This window comes from Mucilaginibacter sp. SG564, assembly GCF_013149275.1.
Lineage (GTDB): Bacteria > Bacteroidota > Bacteroidia > Sphingobacteriales > Sphingobacteriaceae > Mucilaginibacter.
This window is the reverse complement of record NZ_JABGNA010000021.1, coordinates 27564-52383: the sequence shown is the minus strand read 5'-3', so window position 1 is coordinate 52383 and position 24820 is coordinate 27564. Positions and strand designations below refer to the sequence as shown.

Genomic DNA, 24820 nt, shown 5'->3' with positions numbered 1-24820 from the left:
TTTAATGAGCTTTAGCTTAAATTCTGTCTTATGCTTCTTGTATCTAATCATAAAAATGCCCCCAATAAGTGTCTAACTTTTTGGGGGCAGTGTAAAATTGGAGCCTCTTTTAAATATATTCATGGTAATTGTTATACAGAAAAGCTTTCGCCGCAACCGCAGGTACGACTGGCATTGGGATTATTGAATGCAAAGCCTTTACCATTTAAGCCATCAGAAAAATCAAGCTCTGTACCGGCCAGATAAAGGAACGATTTCATGTCGAGCGCGAAACGCAAGCCACGATCTTCAAAAAATTGATCACCCTTTTTTTCTTCGTTATCAAAATCAAGATTATAAGATAAACCAGAACATCCACCACCCTGAACAGATACACGCAGAAAATAAGAGGCATCAAGCCCCGCATCCTGCATCAGGTGGTCTATTTTACTTTTTGCTTTATCAGTTACAGTTACCATTGTTATTCTTTTTAGTATCAAGTAATTAGTATCATGTATCAAGACAAATGTCTCGCAAATACCTTACCATTTTTTATTTCAAGTAGCTAGTCAATACCCAAAATCGTGATACTTGATACTAACTACCTGACACTTATTAATGATGTACTTTTTCGCTTTCAATTGGCGCTAAGCCATTTTTTACGCGGAAATCATTAATAGCCGCCTTGATAGCGTCCTCTGCTAAAACTGAGCAGTGAATTTTTACCGGTGGTAAAGCTAATTCTTCAACGATGTCCATGTTGTCTATTTTCATTGCGTCGTCGATGCTTTTTCCTTTTAACCACTCTGTAGCTAAAGATGAAGAAGCGATAGCCGAACCGCATCCGAAAGTTTTAAATTTTGCATCGGTGATAACATTGTTATCATCAACCTGTATCTGCAAACGCATTACGTCGCCGCACTCAGGGGCACCTACTAAACCGGTACCTACTTTGTGGCTGCTTTTATCCAAAGTGCCCACATTGCGGGGGTTAGTATAGTGATCGATTACTTTATCTGAATATGCCATTTTCTTTTAATTATTGAATTAGTGAGTTAGTGAATAATCTGAACTCGTAATATTTTGTTTTTTTAAAGCATCTGCACATTTGAAACGGCGAAGTCTTCAACGCAGTTAATCTGCACATCTGCATATTTTATTAGTGTTCCGCCCACTCAATAGAGTTAAGGTCGATGCCTTCTTTAAACATTTCCCAAAGTGGTGATAGTTCACGCAGGTGGGTAACCGCTTTTTTGGTTACTTCAACCGCATAATCAACTTCTTCTTCGGTAGTGAACCTGCCTAAACCAAAACGGATAGACGAGTGTGCCAGATCATCTGATAAGCCTAAGCTTTTCAGTACATATGATGGTTCCAATGAAGCTGATGTACAGGCTGATCCTGAAGATACAGCCAAATCTTTCATGGCCATCATCAAACCTTCACCTTCTACATATTTGAATGATATGTTAGCTACGTGTGGCAAGCGGTGATCCACGTTACCATTTACATAGCTTTCTTCCAATACAGTTAATGCACTTTGCAGTTTATCACGTAAAGCTGAAAGGCGTTTTGCTTCGCTTTCCATTTCCTGGCCGCAAAGCTCGCAAGCTTTACCTAAACCAACAATACCGGGAACGTTTAAAGTTCCTGAGCGCATGCCACGTTCGTGACCGCCGCCGTCCATTTGAGCTGTAACTTTAACACGTGGACCTTTACGACGAACGTATAAAGCACCAACGCCTTTAGGACCATATATTTTGTGTGCCGATAAAGCCAGCAGGTCAATACCATCAGCATTAACATCAACAGGTATTTTACCAACAGCCTGGGTAGCATCCGTCATAAACAATGCGCCATGTTTGTGTGCAATGGCTGCAATTTCCTTAACTGGCTGCACTACACCAATCTCGTTATTACCATACATGATAGATACCAGGATGGTTTCTGGTGTCATGTTTTTTTCCAGCTCAGCCAGATCGATCAACCCGTCTTCTTTTACTTGAAGATAAGTAACCTTTCCTCCCAATTTTTCTACGTGTTTGCAGGCATCAAGCACAGCTTTATGCTCGGTAACGGCAGTAATAATGTGGTTACCTTTATCTTTATACATTTCAAATACACCTTTAATGGCAAGGTTATCTGATTCAGTAGCGCCCGATGTAAAAATGATCTCCTTGTCAGATGCGCCGATTAATTTGGCTACCTGCTCACGTGCATAATCAACAGCTTCTTCAGCCACCCATCCAAAAGCATGGTTACGGCTTGCAGCATTACCGAATTTCTCGTTAAAATAAGGTAACATCGCTTCCAGGACCCGTGGATCCATCGGAGTTGTTGCATTATTATCTAAATAAATTGGGATATTCATATCTTAAGTATATTAACAAGAACAAAGATACGCAAGATTTTATTTAAATTCATTCAAAACAATTGGTAAAATATCAATCCTGACCTTTAATTTACAATATTTGGACATGAACAGGATAAGGTGTGTAAGTATTGCTATAAATGATATGGCAACTGGCGATAATATATATGAAAAGTCATTAAAAAAGACGGATTTGTATAGTTAAGGGATGACCCAAAGTCAGGAGCTCATAATCAATAAGTGGTTTTTTTTATACTTTAAAAGAGTAAATAAATATTGATAGGGCTGTGGTCTGAAGTAAATTAAAATAAAGCTGAGATGTGTTTTGTGCTCAATAACAAGTAGTTCCCGGGTGCTATTGGTTGATTTTGACATCAAATAAAACTTTTAGCTTTTTGACTTTTTAATTTTGAATTTTTAATTATATTTGCGCCTCTTTTAAAAAGTACAGAAGGTATAAGTTTATATATAATGAAAAAAGATCTGCATCCATCAAACTATAGATTAGTTGTATTTAAAGACATGTCAAACGACTATTCTTTCATAACTAAATCTTGCATCGATACCCGTGAATCAGTAAAATGGGAAGACGGTAACGAGTATCCATTAGTGAAATTAGAAATTTCGCATACATCTCACCCTTTCTACACCGGTAAAATGAAACTGGTTGATACTGCAGGACGTATCGATAAATTCCGCTCACGTTACAACAAAAAATAATTTTTTGTTGAATTAAATATTTACAAGTCGCCCGATACATCGGGCGACTTTTTTTATTTTTGTGCCATGTCTATTATTCTTTTTGACGATAACGCACGCCAAACGCTATTACCCCTGACACATACCCGGCCTGTTGCTGATTTGCGGTTGGGGATATTAACTATAGCCGAAAAGTGGGCAAGACATTTAAATACAACATCTTCTTTTCATACTGCCGATTACTTACAGGCTAAATATCCTGCCAGGATCGGTACTGATAATTTATTTATAAACGGAGCCGTTTGCCCGGATGAAAACCTGCTGGAGGCTATCGATAAACTGCAAACCGGGCAGGCGCTTAAATATAACGACTTACTGCTGGCTGTAAGGCTAAATCAAACCGACGCGGGCAATTTTGATCCGGAAGCCGGGTTTGGTAGCGTAATTAGTTATACAAGCCTTTTTGTGGCTATCCGTTATCCGGAGGATATTTTCAGCAAGAATGATATTGAATTGCGTAAGGATTTTCAATTGCTTACCAAAGGACGTACGAGTGCGGTTGTAAGCAGCACAAACGTAATTATCGGTAATGATTTTTTTGCCGAAGAAGGCGCGGTTGCCGAATGTTCTACATTTAATACCACCAACGGGCCAATATATTTATCCGGCAATACCGAAGTTTGGGAAGGTACCCACATTCGCGGCCCTTTTGCCATTTGCGAACATTCGCAGGTAAAAATGGGGACAAAGATATATGGCGCTACAACGGTTGGGCCATATTCACGAGTTGGCGGCGAAATCAATAACGCGGTGATCTGGGGATATTCATCTAAGGGGCATGAAGGCTACCTGGGTAACTCTGTACTGGGTGAATGGTGCAATATTGGAGCCGATTCCAATAACTCCAACCTCAAAAATAATTATGCAGAGGTAAAACTGTGGGATTATACGACGCAGCGTTTCCGTAAAACAGGACTGCAATTCTGCGGTTTGATCATGGCCGATCATGCCAAATGCGGTATCAATACCATGTTCAATACCGGTAGCGTAGTAGGGGTAGGGGCTAATGTTTTTGGTGCAGGCTTTCCGCGTAATTTTGTACCTGATTTTTCATGGGGGGGCGCAGCCGGTTTTGAAGTTTACGTGCTCCATAAAATGCTCGAAACCGCGCAAAAAGTTTTTGAACGCCGTGAACACCGGACGTTTGATGAAACCGAACAGGATATATTGAAGAAAATATTTGAATTAACTGAAGAATACAGACGGTTTTAGTATTATTTATTTTGTCTGAATCAGAATTTTCAGAATTTAAGGATTAACAAGATTTTGGCTTATCAATTTTGAAAATTCTTAAATTCTGATTCAGACAACCTAATCAACCCAATCAACTGCATAAACTCACTAAACATAATCAACTAAAAACAACATCATGAGAAAAAAAATTGTTGCCGGTAACTGGAAAATGAACCTTGACTATAATGAAGGTTTGGGTGTATTTTCTGAGATCATCAATATGGTAAAAGATGAAGTGACCGGTACACAGGAAGCGGTTATTTGCAGTCCGTTCATACATCTGCATAGCCTGGTACAACTGGCAAAAGGATATACCAAAGTTTCATTAGGGGCGCAGAACGCCCACCAGGCGGAATCCGGAGCATATACCGGCGAAACATCTGCTAAGATGATCAAATCTATAGGTGCCGCTTATGTGATCCTGGGCCACTCAGAACGCCGCCAGTATTTTGGCGAGACTAATGAATTGCTTGCCAAAAAAATAGATACTGTACTGGCAAATGATCTTCGTCCGATATTTTGCATTGGCGAAACCCTGCAAGAACGCGAAGCTAACCAGCATTTTGATATCATCAAAAGCCAGCTGGTTGAAGGTGTGTTTCACCTGGATGCCGCTCACTTTTCCAAATTAGTTATTGCGTATGAACCAGTTTGGGCTATTGGCACAGGTGTAACCGCGTCATCAGAACAAGCACAGGAAATTCACGCGTTTATCCGTAAGGAGATTGTTGCCAAATACAGCCAGGAAGTAGCCGATAACACCACTATTTTATATGGAGGCAGCTGCAACCCTAAAAACGCTCCCGAGTTGTTTGCCCAGCCAGATATTGATGGTGGGTTAATTGGCGGCGCTTCCCTTAAATCGCGCGATTTTGTGGATATTGTAAAAGTATTCAATTAAATTAGATAAGAGATGTGAGATATGGGATATGAGGCAAATAACACCAAGCTTTTTTATGCCTGAAACAGAATAGGCTTTAAGGTGTTTAATGGAGCATCCAATAATCTCAAATCTAATATCTCACATCTCAAATCTGCATGAGGAAGCTGTTAAAAGTTATTTTACCCATCTTAATTGATTTCGGCATTTATTGGGCCGTGGTTGAGTATAATATGCCCAGTCACCCCATGAAGCTGATTGAGATAGGTGATGGTAATTTATACAGTTTAATGGCTTACTTTCACCTTTTCTGGCCTCTGTTACTTGCGGTTGGCATTTTAACTCAGTACCTCATCGTAGTGCCCTTATGGGATAACTACGCTGTAAAAAGCTTCAAAGCGCGTTTAATTATCGGGGTTTGTATTGCGGTAGTTTGTATAGCCTTTGCGGGCTCTATCAGCTACATTATATGGGATCAGGCCGAAGGGACTAAGCCTTTCTATAGCTTTTGGTGGTATTTATCAGAAATTCAGCTTTTTTACTGGGTAATTACCTTTGTCATTTTGTTTTTGATGGACAGGCGCAAGTTTGCCAAAACACCAATGCCAGAAGCGGTTGAAACCCCGGTGTAAAGAAATACTCACCCCTGATTTTACTAATCATTAATAATGAACTATTACGAATTACTTTTTACCACCATTACTACCGAAGATTATCAGCAGGACCTGCTGATCAATGCTCTGGGCGAGATTGGTTTTGATACTTTTGAAGAACTGGAATTTGGGTTTAAGGCATATATACCGACCGATGATTTCAATGAACAGCAATTGAAAGAGCAATTGTTGCCCTACCAGGATATGTTCACCTTTAGTTATGAGATAACTCTTATTCCACAAAAAAATTGGAACGAAGTATGGGAAAGTAATTTTGAACCGATAGAGATAGGGGATAAAATATACGTGCGCGCTACTTTTCACCCGGCTAAGCCTGAGTTTCCTTATGAGATCGTGATCGATCCGAAGATGGCTTTTGGTACAGGGCACCATCAAACCACATCTATGATGCTGGAATTGATCCTGGAAAATGATTTCGCTGGTAAAAAAGTACTGGATATGGGTTGTGGTACAGGTATCCTGGCCATTATGGCCGCTAAACTGAACGCTGCCGAAATTGCCGCGATAGATTATGATTCGGTATGCTATGACAGTACTATCGAAAATTCTGCCCTTAATCATATAACCAATATCACTCCGTTGTGTGGCTCAAAAGAAGTGATCCCGAATGAGCAATATGATATTATCCTGGCCAATATTAACCGTAATATCCTGCTCGATCAAATGGAACGTTACGCCGAGGTGTTAAAGCAAGGAGGAGAAATTTATTTCAGTGGTTTCTATGAGTCGCCAGACCTGGAGATCATTACCGATGAGGCGCGGAAACATGGCTTAAAATACATCAGCCACAAAAAAACGAATGACTGGGTAGCTGCCAAGTTTGTAAAGTAGCAAACTCTTTTAATATGTCATCCTGAACGCAGTGAAGGATCTATCGACGCTTATGTATGTCAGCTAATAGATGCTTCGCTGCGCTCAGCATGACAAGTAAAGAAGGACTATTAGTAACCCAGAGTAAACCTCCGTTTGATAAACTGGTTATTTTCCAGTTCATCAATAACTGCTACAGCGAGGTCCTCAATAAGAATATTGTTTTCTCCTTTTTCATTAAATACCGGTTGATCGGTACCTAAACGGAATTTCCTGGTGGGTTCGCCGTGCGCATCAGGGTGCATATTAATCGCCGGACTTAAAAATGTCCAATCCAGATCTTCTTCTTTGCGAAGGATGTTTAAATAATCACGTGCTGCAGAGGCGCCTGGTTTGTAAGCTGCAGGAAAGTTAGGAGAATCAACCAGTTGAAGACCAGGGGCTATTTCCAGGCTTCCTGCGCCTCCAATAACCAACAGGCGCTTAACACCTGATTGCTTTACCGCTTGCTGGATAGCTTCAGAACCTGCGATAAAATCATCATAGATGTTAGGGTTTGTCCAACCAGAGTTGTAAGCGCTAATTACAGCGTCATGACCTTTAAGTACATCAGCCAGGCTATCAACATTAAATACGTCAACAGCTTTTATGGTTAATTTACTGTTGGTGATATTTAGTTTTTTGGGGTCGCGGGCAATAGCGGTTACCTCGTGTCCGCGTAATAAGGCTTCTTTTAAAATGGTTTGGCCTACATTGCCTGTGGCGCCTATCAATGCTAATTTCATAATGGATTTGTTTTTATATGTAATTTAATTTGTTACAGTTTTGTTTAAAAAAAATTATTTAAATTTTTGGCTAAAATCTGCCAGGGTAATTTTAGTTAATTTACCAACGATGGCCGTATCTACTTCGGCAGCCAAATCATCCAGGTGTTGATTGATTTGGCGGCCAACAGCACAGGCGGGATTTGGGAGATTTTTTGCCTGTCCCAGCGCCGGGTGGCTTTTTACTGCCTTGTATACATCGGCCAATACAATTTTGGCTGAAGCTTTTGCCAGGCTATATCCGCCGGTTTTCCCTTCTTTACTGTTGATCAATCCGTAGTTGCGCAGGTTTCGTATTTCTTTACGCACCAATACCGGGTTTATGTTGATGCTGCCGGCAATATACTCAGACGATAACAGATCATCGCCCGCCTGGTCAAGAAGGGTGAGGATATGGATTGCTATCTGAAATTGCCCGTTCATCTGTAATTAAAAAAGTTACAGTACAAAAGTAGGATTTATAATTTTATAACAATGAGGATTTTGATTATATTAACATTAAATTACTTTTTGCTGATAAATAATAACTTAATTAAGAATTAATGTGCTGATTTAATGATTGTTAAGAATACACTTCTGTGCAGCAAAAAAACCTTAAACGAAGATTGTTTAAAAAAGTTTCACTTTTAAATAAAAAAAAATGCAAATTAGTTGATAATTAGCGTAATAATAAATACTATTGTAAAGTAATTAACTTTCGCGAAACCTAACTATTACTATTATTAAACTTACATGAAAACACTTGGGAAAAAAATCAGACTGTTACGTCATCAAAAAGGGTGGAGCCAGGAAGATGTTGCAAAACGATTAGATATCTCTATTCCGGCCTTTTCAAAGATTGAAACCGGAATAACTGACATCAATTTATCGAGACTTGAACAAATTGCAACTTTGTTCGAAATGTCTGTTGTTCAATTGCTTACCTTTAATGATGCTGAGCATGATCAGAAATTTGTTAATGAACTTGAAACCGTTAATAAACGGTTGATGGATCGGGAAACAGAGGTTATCGATCTGCAAAAGAAAGTGATCGAATTATTCGAAGAATTAAGGCACTCCAAAGCTACAGCATAATTTTAACGCCCGGTGTAATGCCGGGCTAGTTAAAAAATATAACGCATTGTTAAATGCTTTTTGCCAAATGTGGCTCCTACCGCACTGTGGATAGCTATCATTTTCTCGTTAAAATCCCCAACCCACGATAGTTCCAGCTCATTATATTGCTTTAAAGGCAAAACGTATTCCTTTAACTTGATAAATATAGCCGATTCCAAACCATGCTTCTGGAATTTTTGTTTGGTGCCCATTACAATGGCACGCATACGGGATACACCCTTCCAGCGGTAATACAAAAATTTAAGTTTGCCGATCAGGTTTAACTTTCCGTTAAGTGGTTTAAGCATCTGATTGGCATCGGGTAAAATGATGATAAATGAGGCTGGTTCATCGTCGATATAGGCAAACCAGATGAGTTTTTCATCCATCAGGGGTTTCATCTTCTCAAAGCTTTCGGCGATGGTAGCATGCGTTATGGGGACGAAATTTTCAAAATCGCGCCAGGCATCATTGTATATCTCTATAAAATCGGCGGCAAATTTTTCCATTTCCTTTACCCGGAAATGCCGGAAATCATACCCCGGTTTTTTGATCACCCAATTAGCAATTTTAGTGAACCGCTCTGAAAAAGGCTTATGCACATCCAGGTGATTGGTGATCTGTTCGTAAAGGGTTTTAAAACCATAAGCTTCAAAAAAGGCCTTATAGTAGGGAGGATTGTAATTCATCCCGTAGGAGGGATGGGTAAAGCCCTCTACCAGTAATCCCCAGAAGTTATCGTTCTCGCCAAAATTGATAGGGCCGTCCATAGCTTGCATGCCGTTATCCTGCAGCCATTTTTTAGCAGTATCGAACAATAGAAAAGCAGCATCCTGGTTATCAATACATTCAAAAAAGCCCATCCCACCGGTTGGCTGTTCGTAATGATAAGCCTTTTTATTATTGATGAATGCAGCCACACGGCCAATTAATTGGTTGTTATCATCGGTAAGTATCCAGCGGGTGCATTTTCCATCCTGGTGAAAGTTGTTTTTTGCCGGATCAAATACAGCTTCAATATCATTATCAAGCGGACAAACCCACGTTTTATCATCTTTATAAATAATACGGGCTACGTTTAAGAATGCTTTTTTAGTGACTGTTTTTTTTACTTCTGTAATGGTCATAGGGATGTTGCTGACGGCCAAATATAAAAAAAAGCATCCAGGGCATGCCACTGAATGCTTTTGTAAATGGGTGTATCTTAAAAATTAAAAGTCGTCGTCGTCGTCATCGTCAAAAGACTCGTATCCTCCTCTGCCCAGGTCATCATCTAAAGGTAGATCATAATCATCCTCATCCTCATCAATCACTTTTTTCTTTTTCGGAGTAAGCGATAGATCATCATCGTCATCATTTTCGTCTTCTGAGTTGTCGATCTTTTTAGTGCTCGGTTTTTTTGGCGTTCCCATTGTAACGGATTTTTTTAGTAAAACTTTATCAATATAATTTAAATCGGCCTTAGGTTGTTTTTATTCTGGCGGCTAATTCAGTAGTAAAAATAATTAAAATCATTTTTATTAAAAATATCTTTTAAAATTATTCTGTTTGTTCGCCTATGGCCACGGTGTTGGTTGTAAAATCCTTAATCTGAGGTAATTCATCTATGCTATTTATACCAAAGTAGTCCATAAACATGCCGCTGGTGCCATATAAAATGGGTTTTCCTACGCCTTCCGACTTCCCAATTATAGCGATCAGGTCTTTTTCCAGCAATTTTTGTATCGAATAATCACAATTTACACCGCGTATCTGCTCCACATCGGTTTTGGTTACCGGCTGCTTGTAGGCAATAATAGCCAGTGTTTCTAAAGCAGCCTGACTTAACCTTTTTTTGGAACGCTGCAGCTGTAATAAGTTAATAACCGGGTGGTATTGTTTTTTGGTGAGAAATTGGTACCCATTGTTGATTTTTACCAACTCAATGGCCAGGCTGTCATCACTATACTTGTTTTTGATAGCTGTTAAGCTTTCATTCACCTCGTCGGCAGTGAAATCACGCTCAAAGGCCGCCTGGAGACAGTACATGATCTCCTCCGTACGAATACCTTGCTCCGACGCGAAAATTAATGCCTCTATATGATGCTCCATGTTGGTGAGTGGTGAGTGGCGAATGGTGAATGGTGAATGGTGAATGGTTAGGTAACTCCTATTTTCCACTCACCACTCCCTATTCACCACTCACTTTAATAGTTAATAACCTGTTCTTCAATTTCGGCGGGAATGTCGCGCCAATCATATTTCTGGGTACGTAGTTGTGGCTCAAAGCCAGCTTCTTTGATAGAATCCTGGATGCCTTTGGCGGTAAACCTGTGGGGAGCCCCCGCTGCTGATACCACATTTTCTTCGATCATGATAGAGCCAAAATCATTGGCACCGGCATGTAAACATATCTGTGCCACCTGTTTACCTACGGTGAGCCATGAGGCCTGTATGTTTTTGATATTAGGCAGCATAATACGGCTTAGCGCTATCATGCGGATATATTCATCACCGGTTACATTATTGGTGATGCCACGAACTTTGCGTAACAATGTGCCGTCATCCTGGAAAGGCCAGGGGATAAAGGCCACAAATCCATATGCACCTTCGGGTTTTTCGGCTTGTACCTCGCGAATCCAAACCAAGTGTTCAAAGCGTTCTTCGATAGTTTCGATATGGCCAAACATCATGGTAGCTGATGTAGGCAAGTTAAGCTGATGGGCAGCGCGCATCACATCCAGCCACTCTTTACCACCGCATTTACCTTTAGATATCAGGCGGCGAACACGATCATTCAATATCTCGGCACCAGCGCCAGGTAATGAATCAAGTCCGGCCTCTTTCATGGCCCTCAGCACATCTATATGAGCCATACCTTCTAGTTTGGCTACGTGCGCTATCTCCGGCGGACCTAATGAGTGTAGTTTTAGCTTAGGATACAGCTGTTTCAACTCCCTGAACAGATCAGTATAAAACTGAAGACCCAGATCGGGGTGGTGACCTCCTTGCAGCAGCAACTGATCGCCACCATAGCGGAAAGTTTCCTCAATTTTCTTTTTATAGGTCTCGATATCAGTGATGTAGCTATCCTCATGGCCAGGTCTGCGGAAAAAGTTGCAGAACTTGCAATTGGCGATACAAACATTGGTCGTGTTCACATTGCGGTCTATCTGCCAGGTAACCTTGCCATGCGGAACCTGCTTTTTACGCAGTTCGTTGGCGGTATACATCAAATCGGCAGTAGAGGCATTATTATATAGATAAACCCCTTCGTCCTGGGTTAAAAAATCAAACCGCAAAGCGCGTTGCAACAGATCGGCTGTGTTCATTTAACAAAGATAAAGTTTTAGACGATGAATAGTTTCATGTGGATAGTAAGATTGACAAATTAATGAGTTTGCTGTTTTTGAAATTTATTTTTAGGATTCCATGCATCTTAAAAATATTTCCTCCGGAGAAACCTTTTTAAACCTCAAATTTTAACACTTTTCGCTTCAAAACCGAGATAAAAACGGCTCAAAATTTATTAAAAACATCGATTTTAACACTTTTTAACAAATTTGAACACTGTTTTGACGCACTTTTAAAACTTTAAAAAGTATTAATTTATTGATTGTCAAATAACTAAATACCACGCGATCGGTTTTTGTGCTCTTTTTATTTTTAACTAAACAGCCCGGTTCTCGTTAATGGAGAACCGGGCTGGTATTTTATACAATATACAAAAAAATTATCAGATAATTATAACGGGCCCTTAGCTTATATAAGTTAAAGGCCGGGGCTTTGCAGTAGCGAATGCCTGATTATGATTTAAGGGCTTTTTTAATTTAAGCATTTTGATAACTCATTTATACATACTTCACGTAATTTAGTATTTGGTTATGATAAAGTTGTGAATAATGGAAGAGTTTATAAATTGTTTATCAAAATACAGTACACTTAGTGGGCAGCATATTGAATTGATAACCAGCAAGGCTAAATTATTAAACTTAAAAAAGGGCGATTGCTTTTTAGAAGTTGGCCGGGTAGCTAAACAATTTGGGTTTGTAATGGAAGGAGTTTTACGGGTTTGTTGGTATAACGAAATTGGCGAGGATATTACAAGAGCATTTATACCGGAATATCATTTTGCGCTAAACGTTTCAAGTTTTAATAACGAAACACCATCTGAAGTTTGTTTTGAGGCTATTGCTAATTGCAAATTGCTGGTTTTTTCCAAAAAAGACATGGCCGGGCTGGCGAATGCAATTCCTGGCTGGAATGAGATTCTTTTAAAAATTACCGCTACGGCATTAACCAATAAATCAAAAGTAAGCCAAAATATGCTTACGCAGGATGCGACAACGCGATACCTGGAATTTCTGAAAATTTATCCAGGCCTGGCAAACCGGATACCCTTATCGGCTCTTGCTTCTTACCTGGGGATTAAGCAATCTTCTTTAAGTCGCATTAGAAGAAAGATCATTTAATTTTTGCCATATGGCAAAAAAAATGCGCTAAGGTAGTCGCAATTTTGGTGTTTCTAATATTAATGAAATGCTAACAAACTCCACAATGGCTACGGAAAAAAACCGGGCCAATATCAACAACTGGAAAACCAGGCCGTTTAACCGCTGGTCTTTTCATCACGTTAAAAAATTTATTCCCTCAATAGCCATCGCGAATGATATTCAGCATCAAAATTTGCTGGAAAACGCTCCGGTATCTATCAAGGGATTTATACTTAAACAACTGTTAAAGGCTACGGCAACTGATGCTGTAGTTATTCTTCATAAAGGTAAAATTGTATATGAAGCATACGCCAACGGTAATGATGAACATACCCCGCATATCCTGATGTCTGCTACTAAAGCGGTGGTTGGGCTTGTTGCTGGTATTCTTGAACATCAAGGAGCAATAGATCTGAGCGCTCCCGTTTCCGCCTATATTCCGCAAATTATTGGAACAATCTATCAGCAGGTAACCTTGCGCCAGCTATTGGATATGCGTGCCGGGATAGTATTGGATGAAGATCAGCAAAAGCAGTATGATATAGCGACAAATTGGGAACCGGTACCCGAAGGAAATGAGCCTTTGGGTTTGCACGATTTTTTTACCCGGTTGAAGTCATCCGGAAAATTAACGGATCAAAATTTTAGTTACGTATCCGCCAATACCGATCTGTTAGGATGGGCCCTTGAATGCGCCACAGGGCGCTCATTTAATACACTATTGAGCGATCTGATCTGGAAGCCAATGGGGGCCGAAAATGAGGCTTACATAACGGTTGATAAATACGGGGCACCAAGATGTACGGGTGGACTTTGCGTAACTGCCCGTGATTTTGCCCGTGTAGGCCAACTCATTATAAACGAGGGGATGCATAATTCGACGGAAATTATACCCCCATCATTAATAAATGATATCACAAGCAATGGTGACGGTGATGCCTGGGCCAATGGCCAATGGGGTAAAGCTTTTGCACCTATCAGCAAAAACATGAGCTATCGTAACGGTTGGTATATGATTAATGATGAACCCCAAATAATGTTTGCTATGGGTATTTATGGCCAGAATCTTTTTATTGACCGGGCTAATGATATGGTAATTGCCAAGTTCTCGTCATGGAAAGAACCAACAGATTATGTAGCATTGCCGTTAACGCATCAACTGGTTAAAACTGTCAGAAGCTCTTTAAGGGTTTAATTTTCGCCCCTGCGTTTATTTGCAGGTCAGGGTACTGAAAGATCAAAATTCCATAAAAAGTTGTCATTTCGACAAACAGGGATGGACGAAGGGGGAGAAGTGAGGAGAAATCTTCTACATGATGCAAGGCTTAAATTGCAAATCATATAAGATCTCTCCTCGTACCTCGTTCGAGATGACAGTTGGGGTTTGTTATTTACTTTTTACTGCTCAAAACTCACCACTCCCTACTCACCATTCACTACTTTACTTTCAGTGTATTATTACTTCTATTCAAGTCGGGCAGCGCATTGTCCGGATCAAGGGTTACGCTTTCGGCGTCCTGAGTGCCGGGCAGGGTAAGGGTGATCTGTTTGTTTTGCAGCCAGGTTTCAACCGGTAGGTAAGTGCGTTTTTTGCTGCCGTCTTTATATTTTACTTCGATGGTGAAGGGCATAGGCAGTTTTTGTTTGTTTACTACGGTAATGTTTACGCCTTTCTCATTTTTGCTGTCAACCTGTTTGGCATCTATGAGGGCCAGGTCGAGCGTCCAGTTATTGTAGAACCACCCTTTCCAAAACCAGCTCAGATCTTCGCCCGCGCCGTTTTCCATCGAACGGAAAAAATCATCGGGCTGTGGATGTTTATAGGCCCATTGATGGATGTAATTGCGGAAAGCATAATCGAATTTATCTTTCCCCAGGATTTGCTCGCGCAGTAAAACCAGGCCGAAAGCCGGTTTAAAATAGGTAAGGGGGTGACGGTACTTTTCGGCGATGGCATCGGGAGCGGTCATGATGCTGGGTGAGCCGGGAGCGGTGATGAAAGGAATGATCTCATCGGCCGGGTTGCCGCCTTTTTCGGCATATTCGCTGTCGCGTTTGGGCGCAAACTCGCCTTTGTTAAACGCGTCGGAAGCGTACACATCAATAAAAGTGTTCAGCCCTTCGTCCATCCAGGCAAAACGGCGCTCGTCTGATCCTACGATCATCGGGAACCAGTTATGACCAATCTCGTGCGCGGTTACCCAGTACAGTACAGCGCCTTTATCGGTAATGCCATCAAACACAATACCCGGGTATTCCATGCCACCGGCTATACCAGCCTCGTTTACGGCAACGGGGTATGGGTACACAAACCATTTTTCAGAAAAATATTCGATCGATTTTTTGAGATATTCTGTTGCACGACCCCAGGCATCATTGCCATAGCTTTCGGCGGGGTAAACGCTCATGGCCAGTGATTTTTTGCCTTCGGGCAGGTTTACTCTTGCGGCATCCCAAATAAATGCTTTGGATGCGCCAAAGGCCACATCGCGGGTGTTGAGCATCTTAAAGTGCCAGGTAAGCGTGCCTTTTTGCACCGGGCGGCTCGCCGGATCGTTCACCTCGGCCAGATCGCGAATCATGATGGTTTTGTCGCTGTTGCGGGCGGTTTCCAGTCGTGCTATTTGTTTGGCGGTCAATACCTCTTTGGGGTTCTGTAGTTCGCCAGATCCGGCCACGATCATGTCCCAGGGTACGTTTACGCTGTAGTCGATATCGCCATAATCGAGGTAAAACTCGCCGCTACCCAAAAATGGCAGCGTGTCCCAGCCGCGGCTATCATCATATACACACATGCGCGGGAACCATTGGGCTATTTCAAAGATCTTACCGTTTTTGGTATCGGTATAATCGGTACGGGCGCCAAAAGCGCCGGGTATGGTGTAATGATATTTGATTTTGAGGCGGATACTGCCTTTAGCCGCTACGGCTTTAGTCAGACGGATCTGCATGCGCGTATCGGTAACCACATATTTTACTTCTTTGGTAACACCTGCTTCTTCTACCGCCACCGATTCGATCTGGTAGCCATCGGTGTGATCGGCCAGTTGGGGTGCAAAACCGGTTACGAAGTTAGAGCGTGCATCTTTTTTATAGGTGTTCTGATCCATCTGCAACCACAGGAAAGGTAAAGCATCCGGACTGTTATTGATATAGTCGATAGTTTCGGTACCGCCAATAGTTTTGGCCGCGGTATCCAGTTTAACATTTAAGGTATAATTGGCCCGGTTTTGCCAGTATCGTGGCCCGGGATTGCCATTGGCCGAATGAAAATCATTACCCTTATCGGTATAAAATTGCGGCGAAAAAGCTTCGGCCGCATTATAGTTGGAAGTAGTATCGTTAGGGTTGATCTTTCGTTGCTGGGCCTGCACGTTCAAAGCGAAAAGAGCAAGCAAGCCAAGTCTGGTAAATTTTAATTTCATAAGGGAATTTGAGGCCACAATATACAAAGGATGAGGGTAAAAATGGGAGAGAGTTTTAAAAAGATGCAGAAGACTCACCCGATCTGCGCTACGCTGGATCACCCTCTCTACGGCTTCGCCACAAAGAGGGTTGAAAAAGGGAAAGTTAAGAAACTATGTAAGAATAAAAAATGACTTAACCCTCTTTGCACCGCAGGTGTAGAGAGGGTCGGCAAGCGGAGCGATGCCGGGGTGAGTCTTTTCAGGGCGATAAGATCGCTTTTATAGTGTTTAAAACGTCATCAATATTGTTTAGTATCACTTTATTTTCGAATCTTAAAATGCGTAACCCTAAGGCTGCCATCACTTCGTCTCTGTTTTTATCGTAATCTTTTTAAATAGGTGAACCGGGCCGTCGGCTTCGATAACTAATTTGGCTTCTGCGTAATAAAAGTCAGGAATATAATATAAGTTTCTGCCTAAAATTGATTGTATCAAGATAGGGTGCTGGCGCAAAAACTTCATTTCGTACAAGCTTCTATTTCTGAGATGCTGCCATAATATTTTCTCTGCTTTAGTTTCATGTCGTCTTAGTTCACGGCAAAGGGTAATTATAGATGTCATATTTAAATTTAAAATCTAATTTTCACCCGTAGCCTCAACCCCATAGCGTATTGCCGCTGCAAGTATATCGGGGTTTATATCTTTTAGCGCTTTAAACCTGATGCAATAGCCGGTCACGCTGGCTTTGCCCAGTTCTTTCCCATAGGTTTGGGCCAGGTATGTTTTGTCTTTTATCCCAAGCACATAAACAGAGATGCCGGTTTTGTTGGCGCTTAAACCGATTTGAAAAAAATCCCTGGCTTTCCCGTCAGCATATTTTATGGTGTAATGCCCGTAGCCTATATTGGGATTGCTAACCGTTTTATTTTCGCTGTTTTTACCATCCTCGAACCATAATTTACAGCCTGGTAAAGTTTGCAGTATAAGCTGGTGTAACGCTTGCATATCATTGCGCTTTGGTTGGGGCTGGCCGGTGATATACGTTTTGATCTGTTCTTGTATGTCCATATGAAACATTGAATTATGGGATGCTTACTCAAATTTCGCCAATTTGGATATATAATAATTCATTTTTTTGCCCTTTTTCAATGCCTGTTTATGGAATGCGATGATTAATCGCATCATGGTATAAAAGATAAATACCATGACACCAATTCAAAATATCAGCATTCCCGAAGCCTGCCACGAATCATGGCAGCAAATGACCCCGGTTGACCAGGGCAGACACTGCCAGCAATGCTGCAAAACGGTTACCGATTTTACCGTGATGAGCAACGATGAGATCATTGCTTACCTGGCAACAAGTCATGATGTTTGCGGCAGGTTTGGGCAGGAACAACTGAGCAGCCTCAATAACAGACTGGATATCAAAAATCTGCAACCGAACATCTGGCGAAGGTGGGTAATGGTTATTGGATTGCTGAGCCAAACCGTGTTTTATAAGGCTACGGCACAAACCAAATCTCCTCCGGTAGTTACCCAGCAAACTAAACCGGTAACCTCTAATGAAATATTAGGTAAAATAGCCGCACCGGATACCAGTAAGCATGTAAAAGTGAGCGGACAAGTTACGGATGAGAATCACCAGCCTTTGCCTGGTGTAACAGTGGGGGTTAAGGGATCTAATGCAGGTGTAGTAACCGGCGCCGATGGTAAATTTGTTTTGTTTGGCGCCAAACCAGAGGATGTGCTTGGTTTTTCTTTTATAGGTTTTGATAGTCAGGAAATAAAGATCAATTCATCGGCAGATCAATTCCATAACATTATTATGAAAGAAAGCGCCAACAGACTTACGGGTGAGGTTGTGATTGTGAGGCGTTTATCATTTGTTCAGCGAACCTGGAATAAAATTAAACGCATTTTTTAATTAATCCAGCATCCCGGCCAAAATGCCCTCTTTTAATGAGTTAGTACATAGCATTACCTTTTGGATGCCAAGTTTGTGTATAATGAAGCGGGTAATAAGCGATGCCACCACGATCATATCTACCCTAACGGGGATAATATCTGTATTACCTGCCCTTTGCAGATGGGTTGATTGTACTATTTTATTGGTTTCGATCAGGAGCTCTTCGTAGTCAAAGCTATAAGTTTTGGTGGTTTTAAGATCGAAGGAGTGACCTTTTTCTGTTTCGATAAGCGCGGCAAAAGATTCAAACACGCCAGATGAACCGATGAGTGTATCCAGCTCATGACCCTCAACCGCAGCAAACAGATCGGTGAGGTTATCCTGCAGATACACATCCAGCGCCTCGATAGAGGCTGGTGGAATAGGGTCGGTTCGATGAAAAAGATCCATTAAGCGGGCCGCGCCAATTTCAAAGCTTTGTTTCCAGATAATATGATCGGCATTGCCCAGGATAAATTCAACGCTACCGCCGCCAATATCCATAATGAGGGAGTTTTTGGCCGATAAACAACCGCTGATTTTTACCCCTTCATAAATAAAAGCGGCTTCCTGGTCGCCGTTAATGATTTCGATGCTGATACCAGTTTGGGTTTTTACCTCGTTGATAAAATCCGTTCCGTTTGATGCGCTGCGCAGCGCCGACGTTGCCATGGCTCTTACCTGTTGCACCGCATTAGCACTGATCTGCTCCTGAAAATGCTGCATGGTTTTTATACCGCGTGCAAAGGCCTCAGGTAAAATATAGCCTTTGTTAATGCCGCCTTCGCCCAGCTTTACTGGCTCCTGGTCATGTGCAATTTCCTGATAATTATCTATCGTACCCTCCACAATAAGCAGGTGGAAAGTATTGGTACCCAAATCCATTACAGCAACGCGTTTACTCATGCGGCTAAGATAATGCTCTTAAAGGTAAAAGGACAAAAGCAAAGATAAAAATGAAAGCTCTTTTTGACTACCTTTCATCTTTCACCTTCCTTACTCTTTATAAAAGAACCATTTACCCAGCTCTTTAAAGCTTACTTTTTTACCGTACATCAGGATACCAACCCGGTATATGCGCGCTGCAACATAGGTGGTAAACAAGAAACCTATCACCATTAATGACATAGAAATGGCCAATTGCCATCCCGGCGGGTCAAAAGGCAAACGTACCATCATAGCCACAGGAGCGGTAAACGGTATTATGGAAAGCCAAACTGCCAGCGCACTGTCTGGTGCTCTGAATAACACCGATACCGATAAAATATAGGTGAACAGGAGCGGCATGGTAATGGGAAACATGAATTGCTGGGTTTCTGTTTCGCTATCCACAGCCGAGCCCACCGCGGCAAACAAAGCGCTGTACAACAGGTAACCGGTTAAAAAGTAGAACAAAAAGCAACCCAGTATATACCCAAACTGTATATTTTGAAGCGCCGCCAAAGCGCCAGTCATAGGGCTTTGCGGCGAATTGAAAGCGTGACCGGCTATTTTTGATGATATGATGGATAAAATTATCCATGCCCCAAATTGTGTTAAACCTACCAGTCCCACACCAATAATCTTACCCAGCATTAACTGAAATGGTTTAACCGATGAAATAACCACCTCAATAATGCGGCTTGTTTTTTCTTCAATAACACCACGCATTACCTGGCCGCCATAAATAAAAAGCGAAAGGTATATCAGTATAGCACAGGCTACACTAACGGCAATATTGGCGCCAACGTTGGCGTCCTTGTCGCCTTTGTCGGTAATTTCAACGGCGTTAACAGCGATGTCGGATTTTTTGATAGAATGAATAGCTGCGGTGTCAATATGATGCTGGATCATCCTGTTGTTGAAATCAATATCATTCAATTGCTTCTGGATCTCATCTGTAAGCTGGATAGGTGATTTCTTTTTGGCAAAAATTTGAATGTTACCTTTTTGAGGGTAGCCTTCCGGGATATACAGGGTAGAGATATTCTCATCCTTTTTCGATAGCGCTTTAGCCTCATTGATATCGTGATGAGTGATGGTGAATTTTATATTGGGTACATCGTGCAGCTTTTTTGCAAAAGTACCTGTATTGTCAACCACGTTCACTACCTGCAGGTTGGTCAGTTGATCGCTGTTTTTAGCTATCATGGCAATAGCGCCACCCATCACCAGGATAAGTAGTGGCACCACAAATATCATGATGATGAATGATTTCTTTCGTACGCGGGTCAAATATTCCCGTTGTATAATGAGCAAAACTTTATTCATGGTTAAGACATTAGGTTTACTTTTTCAATAAAAATATCATTCATGCTGGGTATCACTTCCTGCAGCATGGTTACCCGGGTTTGGGGGATAAGGTATTGCAGCACATCATTGGAGCTGCGGCCATCCTGGAGTTTGATCCTGATGGTATGCCGGTCATCGTCGCTGATGGTTTCGCCGATCTGGTCAAAAGGTTGTCCGTTTTCAAAGGTTAATAATTGGCCCGAATATTCCACCAGGTAAACATCATTGCGGTATGAGTTGCGGATGTGTTTAACCTTGCCATCCAGTATTTTGTGCGATTTATGGATAAGCGCTATCGAATCGCAAAGCTCCTCTACCGATTCCATACGATGGGTGGAGAACAAGATAGTAGCCCCCTTTTTATTCAACTCCAGGATCTCATCTTTGATCACCTCGGCATTCACCGGATCGAAACCACTGAATGGTTCATCCAGGATGATCAGGTCGGGTTCATGCAGTACGGTAGCCACAAACTGGGCTTTTTGCTGCATGCCTTTGGATAGCTCTTCTATTTTCTTTTTCCACCAACTCTCCATATCCAGTTTTTTAAACCAGGCCTTGAGTCGCTTGTTGGCTTCGTCCCGGCTCAATCCTTTCAACCGGGCCAGGTAGATCATCTGCTCGCCGATCTCCATTTTTTTGTAAAGACCGCGTTCTTCGGGCAGATAACCGATACGTTCGATATGGGATGGATTGAGTTTTTGGCCATTAAACCAAACTTCGCCGGAATCCGGAGCGGTAATCTGGTTTACAATGCGGATAAGGGAAGTTTTACCCGCGCCATTCGGCCCTAAGAGGCCAAATATTTGTCCGCTTTCCACTTCCAGACTTACATCATCCAAAGCCCGGTGACCAGCGTATTGTTTAACAATATTGCGTATACTTAACATGTAATTGGTTTATGATGTTAAAAGTACGCTTTAGATACGGGGTATTTTAAAATGTTACATGTGATCAGGATGGATCACTTTTAAACAGTGGTTTTCCGTCAAAATGATCAAGGGTTTTCGTGCTATTACCTGCTACACTATTAAATATAATAATGGCGCCAATTGGAGGCAGTATACTTAAGAGGTGGATATAAGCGTATAAATGATGATCAACGTTAAAGAAATTAAAAGCAGCAGGCAAGGCCAGATTACCCAAGGTAATGATCAATAAAATTATAGCAAACAGCGCGAAACCGCTTTTGATAACGGGTTGGCTCACTCTAAATGATTGAACAACTATATAAAGTACAATTACATAATACAGGTAGATGGCATAGGAAAATAAATGATAATCCTTTGCCAGGTAACTAATAGCTGTACCGGCGAGAAAAAGCGCAATATTAAGCCCAAGATAGATACTGAAGGCGTTAACTATACTTCGTTTTTCATCAAAGTAAACCAATGTGGCCCTCAAAAAATATATCACTATGGAATAAGCCGCAACGGTGAATATAGATAGGAGAACATTTAAATACGTGTTCGGTAAGCCAAAGTTCATGATGATATACAGAAATGAAATGTGAATGGCAATTTGTATAAACGCGATGATGATACCAATTTTTACGGCGGGAGGGTTGTTCATGGCTACTGGTTTAGATATGCAATTTATAAACTAATAATCTAAAAATGAAAAAGTTGGGATTATTAGCGCCCCGGCTTTTTGTGCAGCCACTATTAATTAAGTTGATCTAAACTAAACCGCAATGTTTCAATAGCCTCTTTTTGCCGGGAGATGATCACATACATATAACCTTTGTAAATAATGGTATGTGGATAGCCGTACTGACCGCCTTTCCATAAGCCCTCTTTTTTTAAATGATATAATTCATCAGCAATAATATAATTTTTATCAAAAGCTTCACCGTTTTTAGACAGCGACAACACCAGCGGATTGCGATCATAGTGATGCAGCGTATCCGGGATACCTACATAATAAAAACGCTTATCGGGCAAACGGCCGAAGTGAAATTTGCTGTCGTTATCAGAAAATGCGGTTTCCACTGGGCGCGACCAGCTTTGGCCATTATACTTGCTTTCCGTAAGCCATAAGCGGCCTTTCCAGCCTTTGCCAGTAACACGCAGCAGCATATGCAATACACGGTTGTCCGTTTCGAAAAAAGAGCCCTCGCATAACGGGGGAAGGCCCAACTTGGCTGCAGGAGCATAAAAGGCGGAAGAGTTATCCTGGGTATATAACGAATCTGGGTAGAAGCTGCTCAGTTTCCAACCCGAAATGCCTTTTGGATCATCGGTATATGGAAACATAAAATTACCGCTGATGATGAGCCTGCCGCCATTGGTAGCCTCGGGGCCGTGGTTAGGGATTAGCGGTACATGCATATCTATCGGGCTGCTCCAATGGATGCCATCGGTACTGGTTTTGGCCCATAGGCGGGTATTTTGCCGGTGTTTGGTGTATTCGCCATAGTAGGCCACCAGGATGCCTTTGTATTGATATAAACCGGCAGCGGTAAGCACGTTAAGTGTGTCTTTAAATTTTGGGGGCGATGCCAGTACTTCAAGTTTCGACCAATGCGCAAAGTCTGTGGATGTAGCATAAACCACCCGCTGGCCCGGCGAATCCTCATCAATGAGCCCATTGCTCCATATCGCTATAAACCGATCCTTGAAATGAATAATCGAAGGGTGGTGGTTATACAGCCATTCCTTATCAGGCGAGTAGATCATACTCCGCTCAATTTTTAAGCGGGGTACACCGGCCTCGGTTTGATAGTTATTGCGGATGGCAGGAGTTTGAGCAAATAGGTTGTCGCAGCAGCAGTATAACAAGGCTCCGACAAGAATAGGTTTTAACGATTTACGCATGGCTCAATAATAAATAATACCACCAAGCTATCAAAACAAAAAAGCCCGAAGTATAAACTCCGGGCTTTTAAACCTTTTGGCTTTCGCCTTTATCTTTTCACCTCTAAAGGTTATTCAAAATATTCCTTCATCCGTTCAAAAAAGCTTTTTTCGTTTTTGCCCGGGTTGGGTTTAAAGTTGGGTGAGTTCTGTAATTTCTCCAGCAACTCGCGCTCTTCGCGGCTCAAGGCTTTTGGTGTCCAAATGTTAATGTGCACCAGCTGGTCACCTCGGTGGTAAGAGTTCACTTCCGGAACGCCTTTGCCTTTTAGGCGCAGGATTTTACCGCCCTGGGTACCTGCATCAATTTTGATCTTGGCTTTGCCATCAATGGTGGGCACTTCAACTGTGGTACCTAAAGCGGCATCCACAAAGTTTACATGCAGGTCATATATCACATTGTTACCATCGCGTTTCAGCGTTTCGTGTGGAATTTCTTCGATCAGGATAATCAGGTCGCCCGGTACACCGCCGCGTGGGGCAGCATTACCTTTGCCACTCATGCTCAGCTGCATGCCTTCGCTTACACCGGCAGGCACATTGATAGTGATCAGTTCTTCGCCGCGAACCACGCCATCACCATGACAAACCGTACATTTTGACAGTATGGTTGAGCCTTCGCCGTTACAGGTAGGGCAGGTGCTGGTAGTTTGCATCTGACCCAGTATGGTATTGGTTACCCTTCGCACCGCGCCAGAGCCACCGCATGTTTTACAGGTTTGGAAGGACGATTTATCTTTAGCACCAGAACCATCACAGGTTTTACAAACTATCTGTTTGTTTACTTTGATCTTCTTTTCGGCGCCATTGGCTATTTCTTCAAGCGTTAAACGTACTTTGATACGCAGGTTGCTGCCGCGTGCCACGCGCCTGCCACCCCCTCCACTTTGACGGCCGCCGCCAAAAAATCCTTCAAACGGGCTGCCACCGCCAAAAATATCACCAAACTGGCTAAATATGTCGTCCATATTCATGCTGCCGCCATAACCGCCGCCACCATTTGGTGAGGATGCATTGGCCGCATGACCGAACTGATCATAACGCTGGCGCTTTTCAGGACTGCTCAGCACTTCATAAGCTTCGGCAGCTTCCTTGAATTTTTCTTCCGCCTCTTTATCGCCCTGGTTTTTATCCGGGTGATATTTAATAGCCATTTTACGATATGCCTTTTTTATCTCGTCGGCATCGGCACCTTTGGCGACTCCCAGGATATCGTAATAATCTCTCTTAGCCATATATTCA

General features: G+C 41.9%; 27 protein-coding genes and 1 pseudogene. 9 read left to right on the top strand and 19 right to left on the bottom strand.

Features of this window, described 5'->3' with window-relative positions; genetic code table 11:
- Window positions 1-131: 131 nt before the first annotated feature.
- The 3 genes from FHW89_RS27605 to FHW89_RS27595 all read right to left on the bottom strand — a co-directional run bounded on the left by FHW89_RS27605 (window position 132) and on the right by FHW89_RS27595 (window position 2350).
- Window positions 132-458, bottom strand: a complete 327-nt coding sequence (locus tag FHW89_RS27605) for an iron-sulfur cluster assembly accessory protein (RefSeq protein ID WP_172338270.1) — start codon at window positions 456-458, stop codon at window positions 132-134.
- Window positions 459-594: 136 nt separating this feature from the next.
- Entirely contained in the window at window positions 595-1008 is a 414-nt protein-coding gene (iscU, locus tag FHW89_RS27600) for a Fe-S cluster assembly scaffold IscU (protein WP_076378185.1), read from the bottom strand.
- Between the two features lie 130 nt (window positions 1009-1138).
- Complete coding sequence (locus tag FHW89_RS27595) at window positions 1139-2350, bottom strand: IscS subfamily cysteine desulfurase (protein ID WP_172338269.1); 1212 nt, start codon at window positions 2348-2350, stop codon at window positions 1139-1141.
- Window positions 2351-2821: 471 nt separating this feature from the next.
- On the opposite strand from FHW89_RS27595, the gene FHW89_RS27590 reads away from it, so the two are divergent.
- The 5 genes from FHW89_RS27590 (at window position 2822) to prmA (ending at window position 6727) form a co-directional block, all read left to right on the top strand.
- Window positions 2822-3070 carry a type B 50S ribosomal protein L31 gene (locus FHW89_RS27590; RefSeq protein ID WP_166087813.1) on the top strand — a complete coding sequence of 83 codons (249 nt, stop codon included), beginning with the start codon at window positions 2822-2824 and terminating at the stop codon, window positions 3068-3070.
- Window positions 3071-3136: 66 nt separating this feature from the next.
- On the top strand, window positions 3137-4321 hold the full coding sequence (locus tag FHW89_RS27585) for a GlmU family protein (RefSeq protein ID WP_172338268.1): 1185 nt from the start codon (window positions 3137-3139) through the stop codon (window positions 4319-4321).
- 157 nt (window positions 4322-4478) lie between these two features.
- Window positions 4479-5243, top strand: coding sequence for a triose-phosphate isomerase (tpiA, locus tag FHW89_RS27580; protein WP_172338267.1), 765 nt, complete (start codon window positions 4479-4481; stop codon window positions 5241-5243).
- 137 nt (window positions 5244-5380) lie between these two features.
- Window positions 5381-5854 (top strand): hypothetical protein, encoded by a 474-nt coding sequence (locus FHW89_RS27575; protein WP_172338266.1) that lies wholly within the window; start codon window positions 5381-5383, stop codon window positions 5852-5854.
- A 36-nt stretch (window positions 5855-5890) separates the two neighbouring features.
- Window positions 5891-6727, top strand: a complete 837-nt coding sequence (prmA, locus tag FHW89_RS27570; protein ID WP_172338265.1) for a 50S ribosomal protein L11 methyltransferase — start codon at window positions 5891-5893, stop codon at window positions 6725-6727.
- Between the two features lie 110 nt (window positions 6728-6837).
- On the opposite strand, the gene FHW89_RS27565 is transcribed toward prmA, so the two are convergent.
- Window positions 6838-7491 carry an NAD(P)-dependent oxidoreductase gene (locus FHW89_RS27565; protein ID WP_172338264.1) on the bottom strand — a complete coding sequence of 218 codons (654 nt, stop codon included), beginning with the start codon at window positions 7489-7491 and terminating at the stop codon, window positions 6838-6840.
- Between the two features lie 54 nt (window positions 7492-7545).
- Window positions 7546-7953, bottom strand: a complete 408-nt coding sequence (locus FHW89_RS27560; protein WP_172338263.1) for an Rrf2 family transcriptional regulator — start codon at window positions 7951-7953, stop codon at window positions 7546-7548.
- 309 nt (window positions 7954-8262) lie between these two features.
- Between FHW89_RS27560 and FHW89_RS27555 the strand changes: the two genes are divergently transcribed.
- Window positions 8263-8604, top strand: a complete 342-nt coding sequence (locus FHW89_RS27555) for a helix-turn-helix domain-containing protein (protein WP_172338262.1) — start codon at window positions 8263-8265, stop codon at window positions 8602-8604.
- Window positions 8605-8633: 29 nt separating this feature from the next.
- Here FHW89_RS27555 and FHW89_RS27550 read toward each other — a convergent pair whose 3' ends face one another.
- From FHW89_RS27550 to mqnC, 4 genes are all read right to left on the bottom strand, one after another.
- Entirely contained in the window at window positions 8634-9752 is a 1119-nt protein-coding gene (locus tag FHW89_RS27550) for a GNAT family N-acetyltransferase (protein ID WP_172338261.1), read from the bottom strand.
- Window positions 9753-9836: 84 nt separating this feature from the next.
- Window positions 9837-10037: a hypothetical protein gene (locus FHW89_RS27545; RefSeq protein ID WP_172338260.1), complete on the bottom strand. Its 201-nt coding sequence runs from the start codon at window positions 10035-10037 to the stop codon at window positions 9837-9839.
- 127 nt (window positions 10038-10164) lie between these two features.
- Window positions 10165-10716, bottom strand: coding sequence for an SMC-Scp complex subunit ScpB (gene scpB / locus FHW89_RS27540; RefSeq protein WP_172338259.1), 552 nt, complete (start codon window positions 10714-10716; stop codon window positions 10165-10167).
- 95 nt (window positions 10717-10811) lie between these two features.
- Complete coding sequence (gene mqnC / locus FHW89_RS27535) at window positions 10812-11936, bottom strand: cyclic dehypoxanthinyl futalosine synthase (protein WP_172338258.1); 1125 nt, start codon at window positions 11934-11936, stop codon at window positions 10812-10814.
- Between the two features lie 570 nt (window positions 11937-12506).
- Here mqnC and FHW89_RS27530 point away from each other — a divergent pair.
- Together FHW89_RS27530 and FHW89_RS27525 are read left to right on the top strand one after the other, a co-directional pair.
- A complete protein-coding gene (locus tag FHW89_RS27530; RefSeq protein WP_172338257.1) occupies window positions 12507-13076 on the top strand; it encodes a Crp/Fnr family transcriptional regulator in 570 nt (189 codons plus the stop codon).
- Between the two features lie 85 nt (window positions 13077-13161).
- Window positions 13162-14292, top strand: a complete 1131-nt coding sequence (locus FHW89_RS27525; protein WP_172338256.1) for a serine hydrolase — start codon at window positions 13162-13164, stop codon at window positions 14290-14292.
- Between the two features lie 241 nt (window positions 14293-14533).
- On the opposite strand, the gene FHW89_RS27520 is transcribed toward FHW89_RS27525, so the two are convergent.
- The 4 genes and pseudogenes from FHW89_RS27520 to FHW89_RS27510 all read right to left on the bottom strand — a co-directional run bounded on the left by FHW89_RS27520 (window position 14534) and on the right by FHW89_RS27510 (window position 17572).
- Window positions 14534-16522, bottom strand: coding sequence for a M1 family metallopeptidase (locus FHW89_RS27520; RefSeq protein ID WP_172338255.1), 1989 nt, complete (start codon window positions 16520-16522; stop codon window positions 14534-14536).
- Window positions 16523-16763: 241 nt separating this feature from the next.
- Window positions 16764-16880 (bottom strand): annotated as a pseudogene (locus FHW89_RS29250) (DUF559 domain-containing protein); the annotation flags it as partial.
- Entirely contained in the window at window positions 16865-17125 is a 261-nt protein-coding gene (locus FHW89_RS29245) for a DUF559 domain-containing protein (RefSeq protein WP_216650706.1), read from the bottom strand. The gene FHW89_RS29245 and the pseudogene FHW89_RS29250, both read right to left, overlap by 16 nt.
- 15 nt (window positions 17126-17140) lie before the next feature.
- Window positions 17141-17572: a DUF1801 domain-containing protein gene (locus tag FHW89_RS27510; protein WP_172338254.1), complete on the bottom strand. Its 432-nt coding sequence runs from the start codon at window positions 17570-17572 to the stop codon at window positions 17141-17143.
- A gap of 136 nt (window positions 17573-17708) precedes the next feature.
- Between FHW89_RS27510 and FHW89_RS27505 the strand changes: the two genes are divergently transcribed.
- Window positions 17709-18431, top strand: a complete 723-nt coding sequence (locus tag FHW89_RS27505) for a carboxypeptidase-like regulatory domain-containing protein (RefSeq protein WP_172338253.1) — start codon at window positions 17709-17711, stop codon at window positions 18429-18431.
- Here FHW89_RS27505 and FHW89_RS27500 read toward each other — a convergent pair whose 3' ends face one another.
- From FHW89_RS27500 to dnaJ, 6 genes are all read right to left on the bottom strand, one after another.
- Window positions 18432-19358 carry an exopolyphosphatase gene (locus tag FHW89_RS27500; RefSeq protein WP_172338252.1) on the bottom strand — a complete coding sequence of 309 codons (927 nt, stop codon included), beginning with the start codon at window positions 19356-19358 and terminating at the stop codon, window positions 18432-18434.
- 90 nt (window positions 19359-19448) lie between these two features.
- A complete protein-coding gene (locus FHW89_RS27495) occupies window positions 19449-20702 on the bottom strand; it encodes an ABC transporter permease (RefSeq protein ID WP_172338251.1) in 1254 nt (417 codons plus the stop codon).
- A 2-nt stretch (window positions 20703-20704) separates the two neighbouring features.
- Entirely contained in the window at window positions 20705-21613 is a 909-nt protein-coding gene (locus FHW89_RS27490) for an ABC transporter ATP-binding protein (RefSeq protein WP_172338250.1), read from the bottom strand.
- A 64-nt stretch (window positions 21614-21677) separates the two neighbouring features.
- Window positions 21678-22295: a hypothetical protein gene (locus FHW89_RS27485; protein WP_172338249.1), complete on the bottom strand. Its 618-nt coding sequence runs from the start codon at window positions 22293-22295 to the stop codon at window positions 21678-21680.
- Window positions 22296-22387: 92 nt separating this feature from the next.
- Complete coding sequence (locus FHW89_RS27480; protein ID WP_172338248.1) at window positions 22388-23539, bottom strand: exo-alpha-sialidase; 1152 nt, start codon at window positions 23537-23539, stop codon at window positions 22388-22390.
- 110 nt (window positions 23540-23649) lie between these two features.
- A complete protein-coding gene (gene dnaJ, locus FHW89_RS27475; protein ID WP_172338247.1) occupies window positions 23650-24813 on the bottom strand; it encodes a molecular chaperone DnaJ in 1164 nt (387 codons plus the stop codon).
- Window positions 24814-24820: the final 7 nt, after the last annotated feature.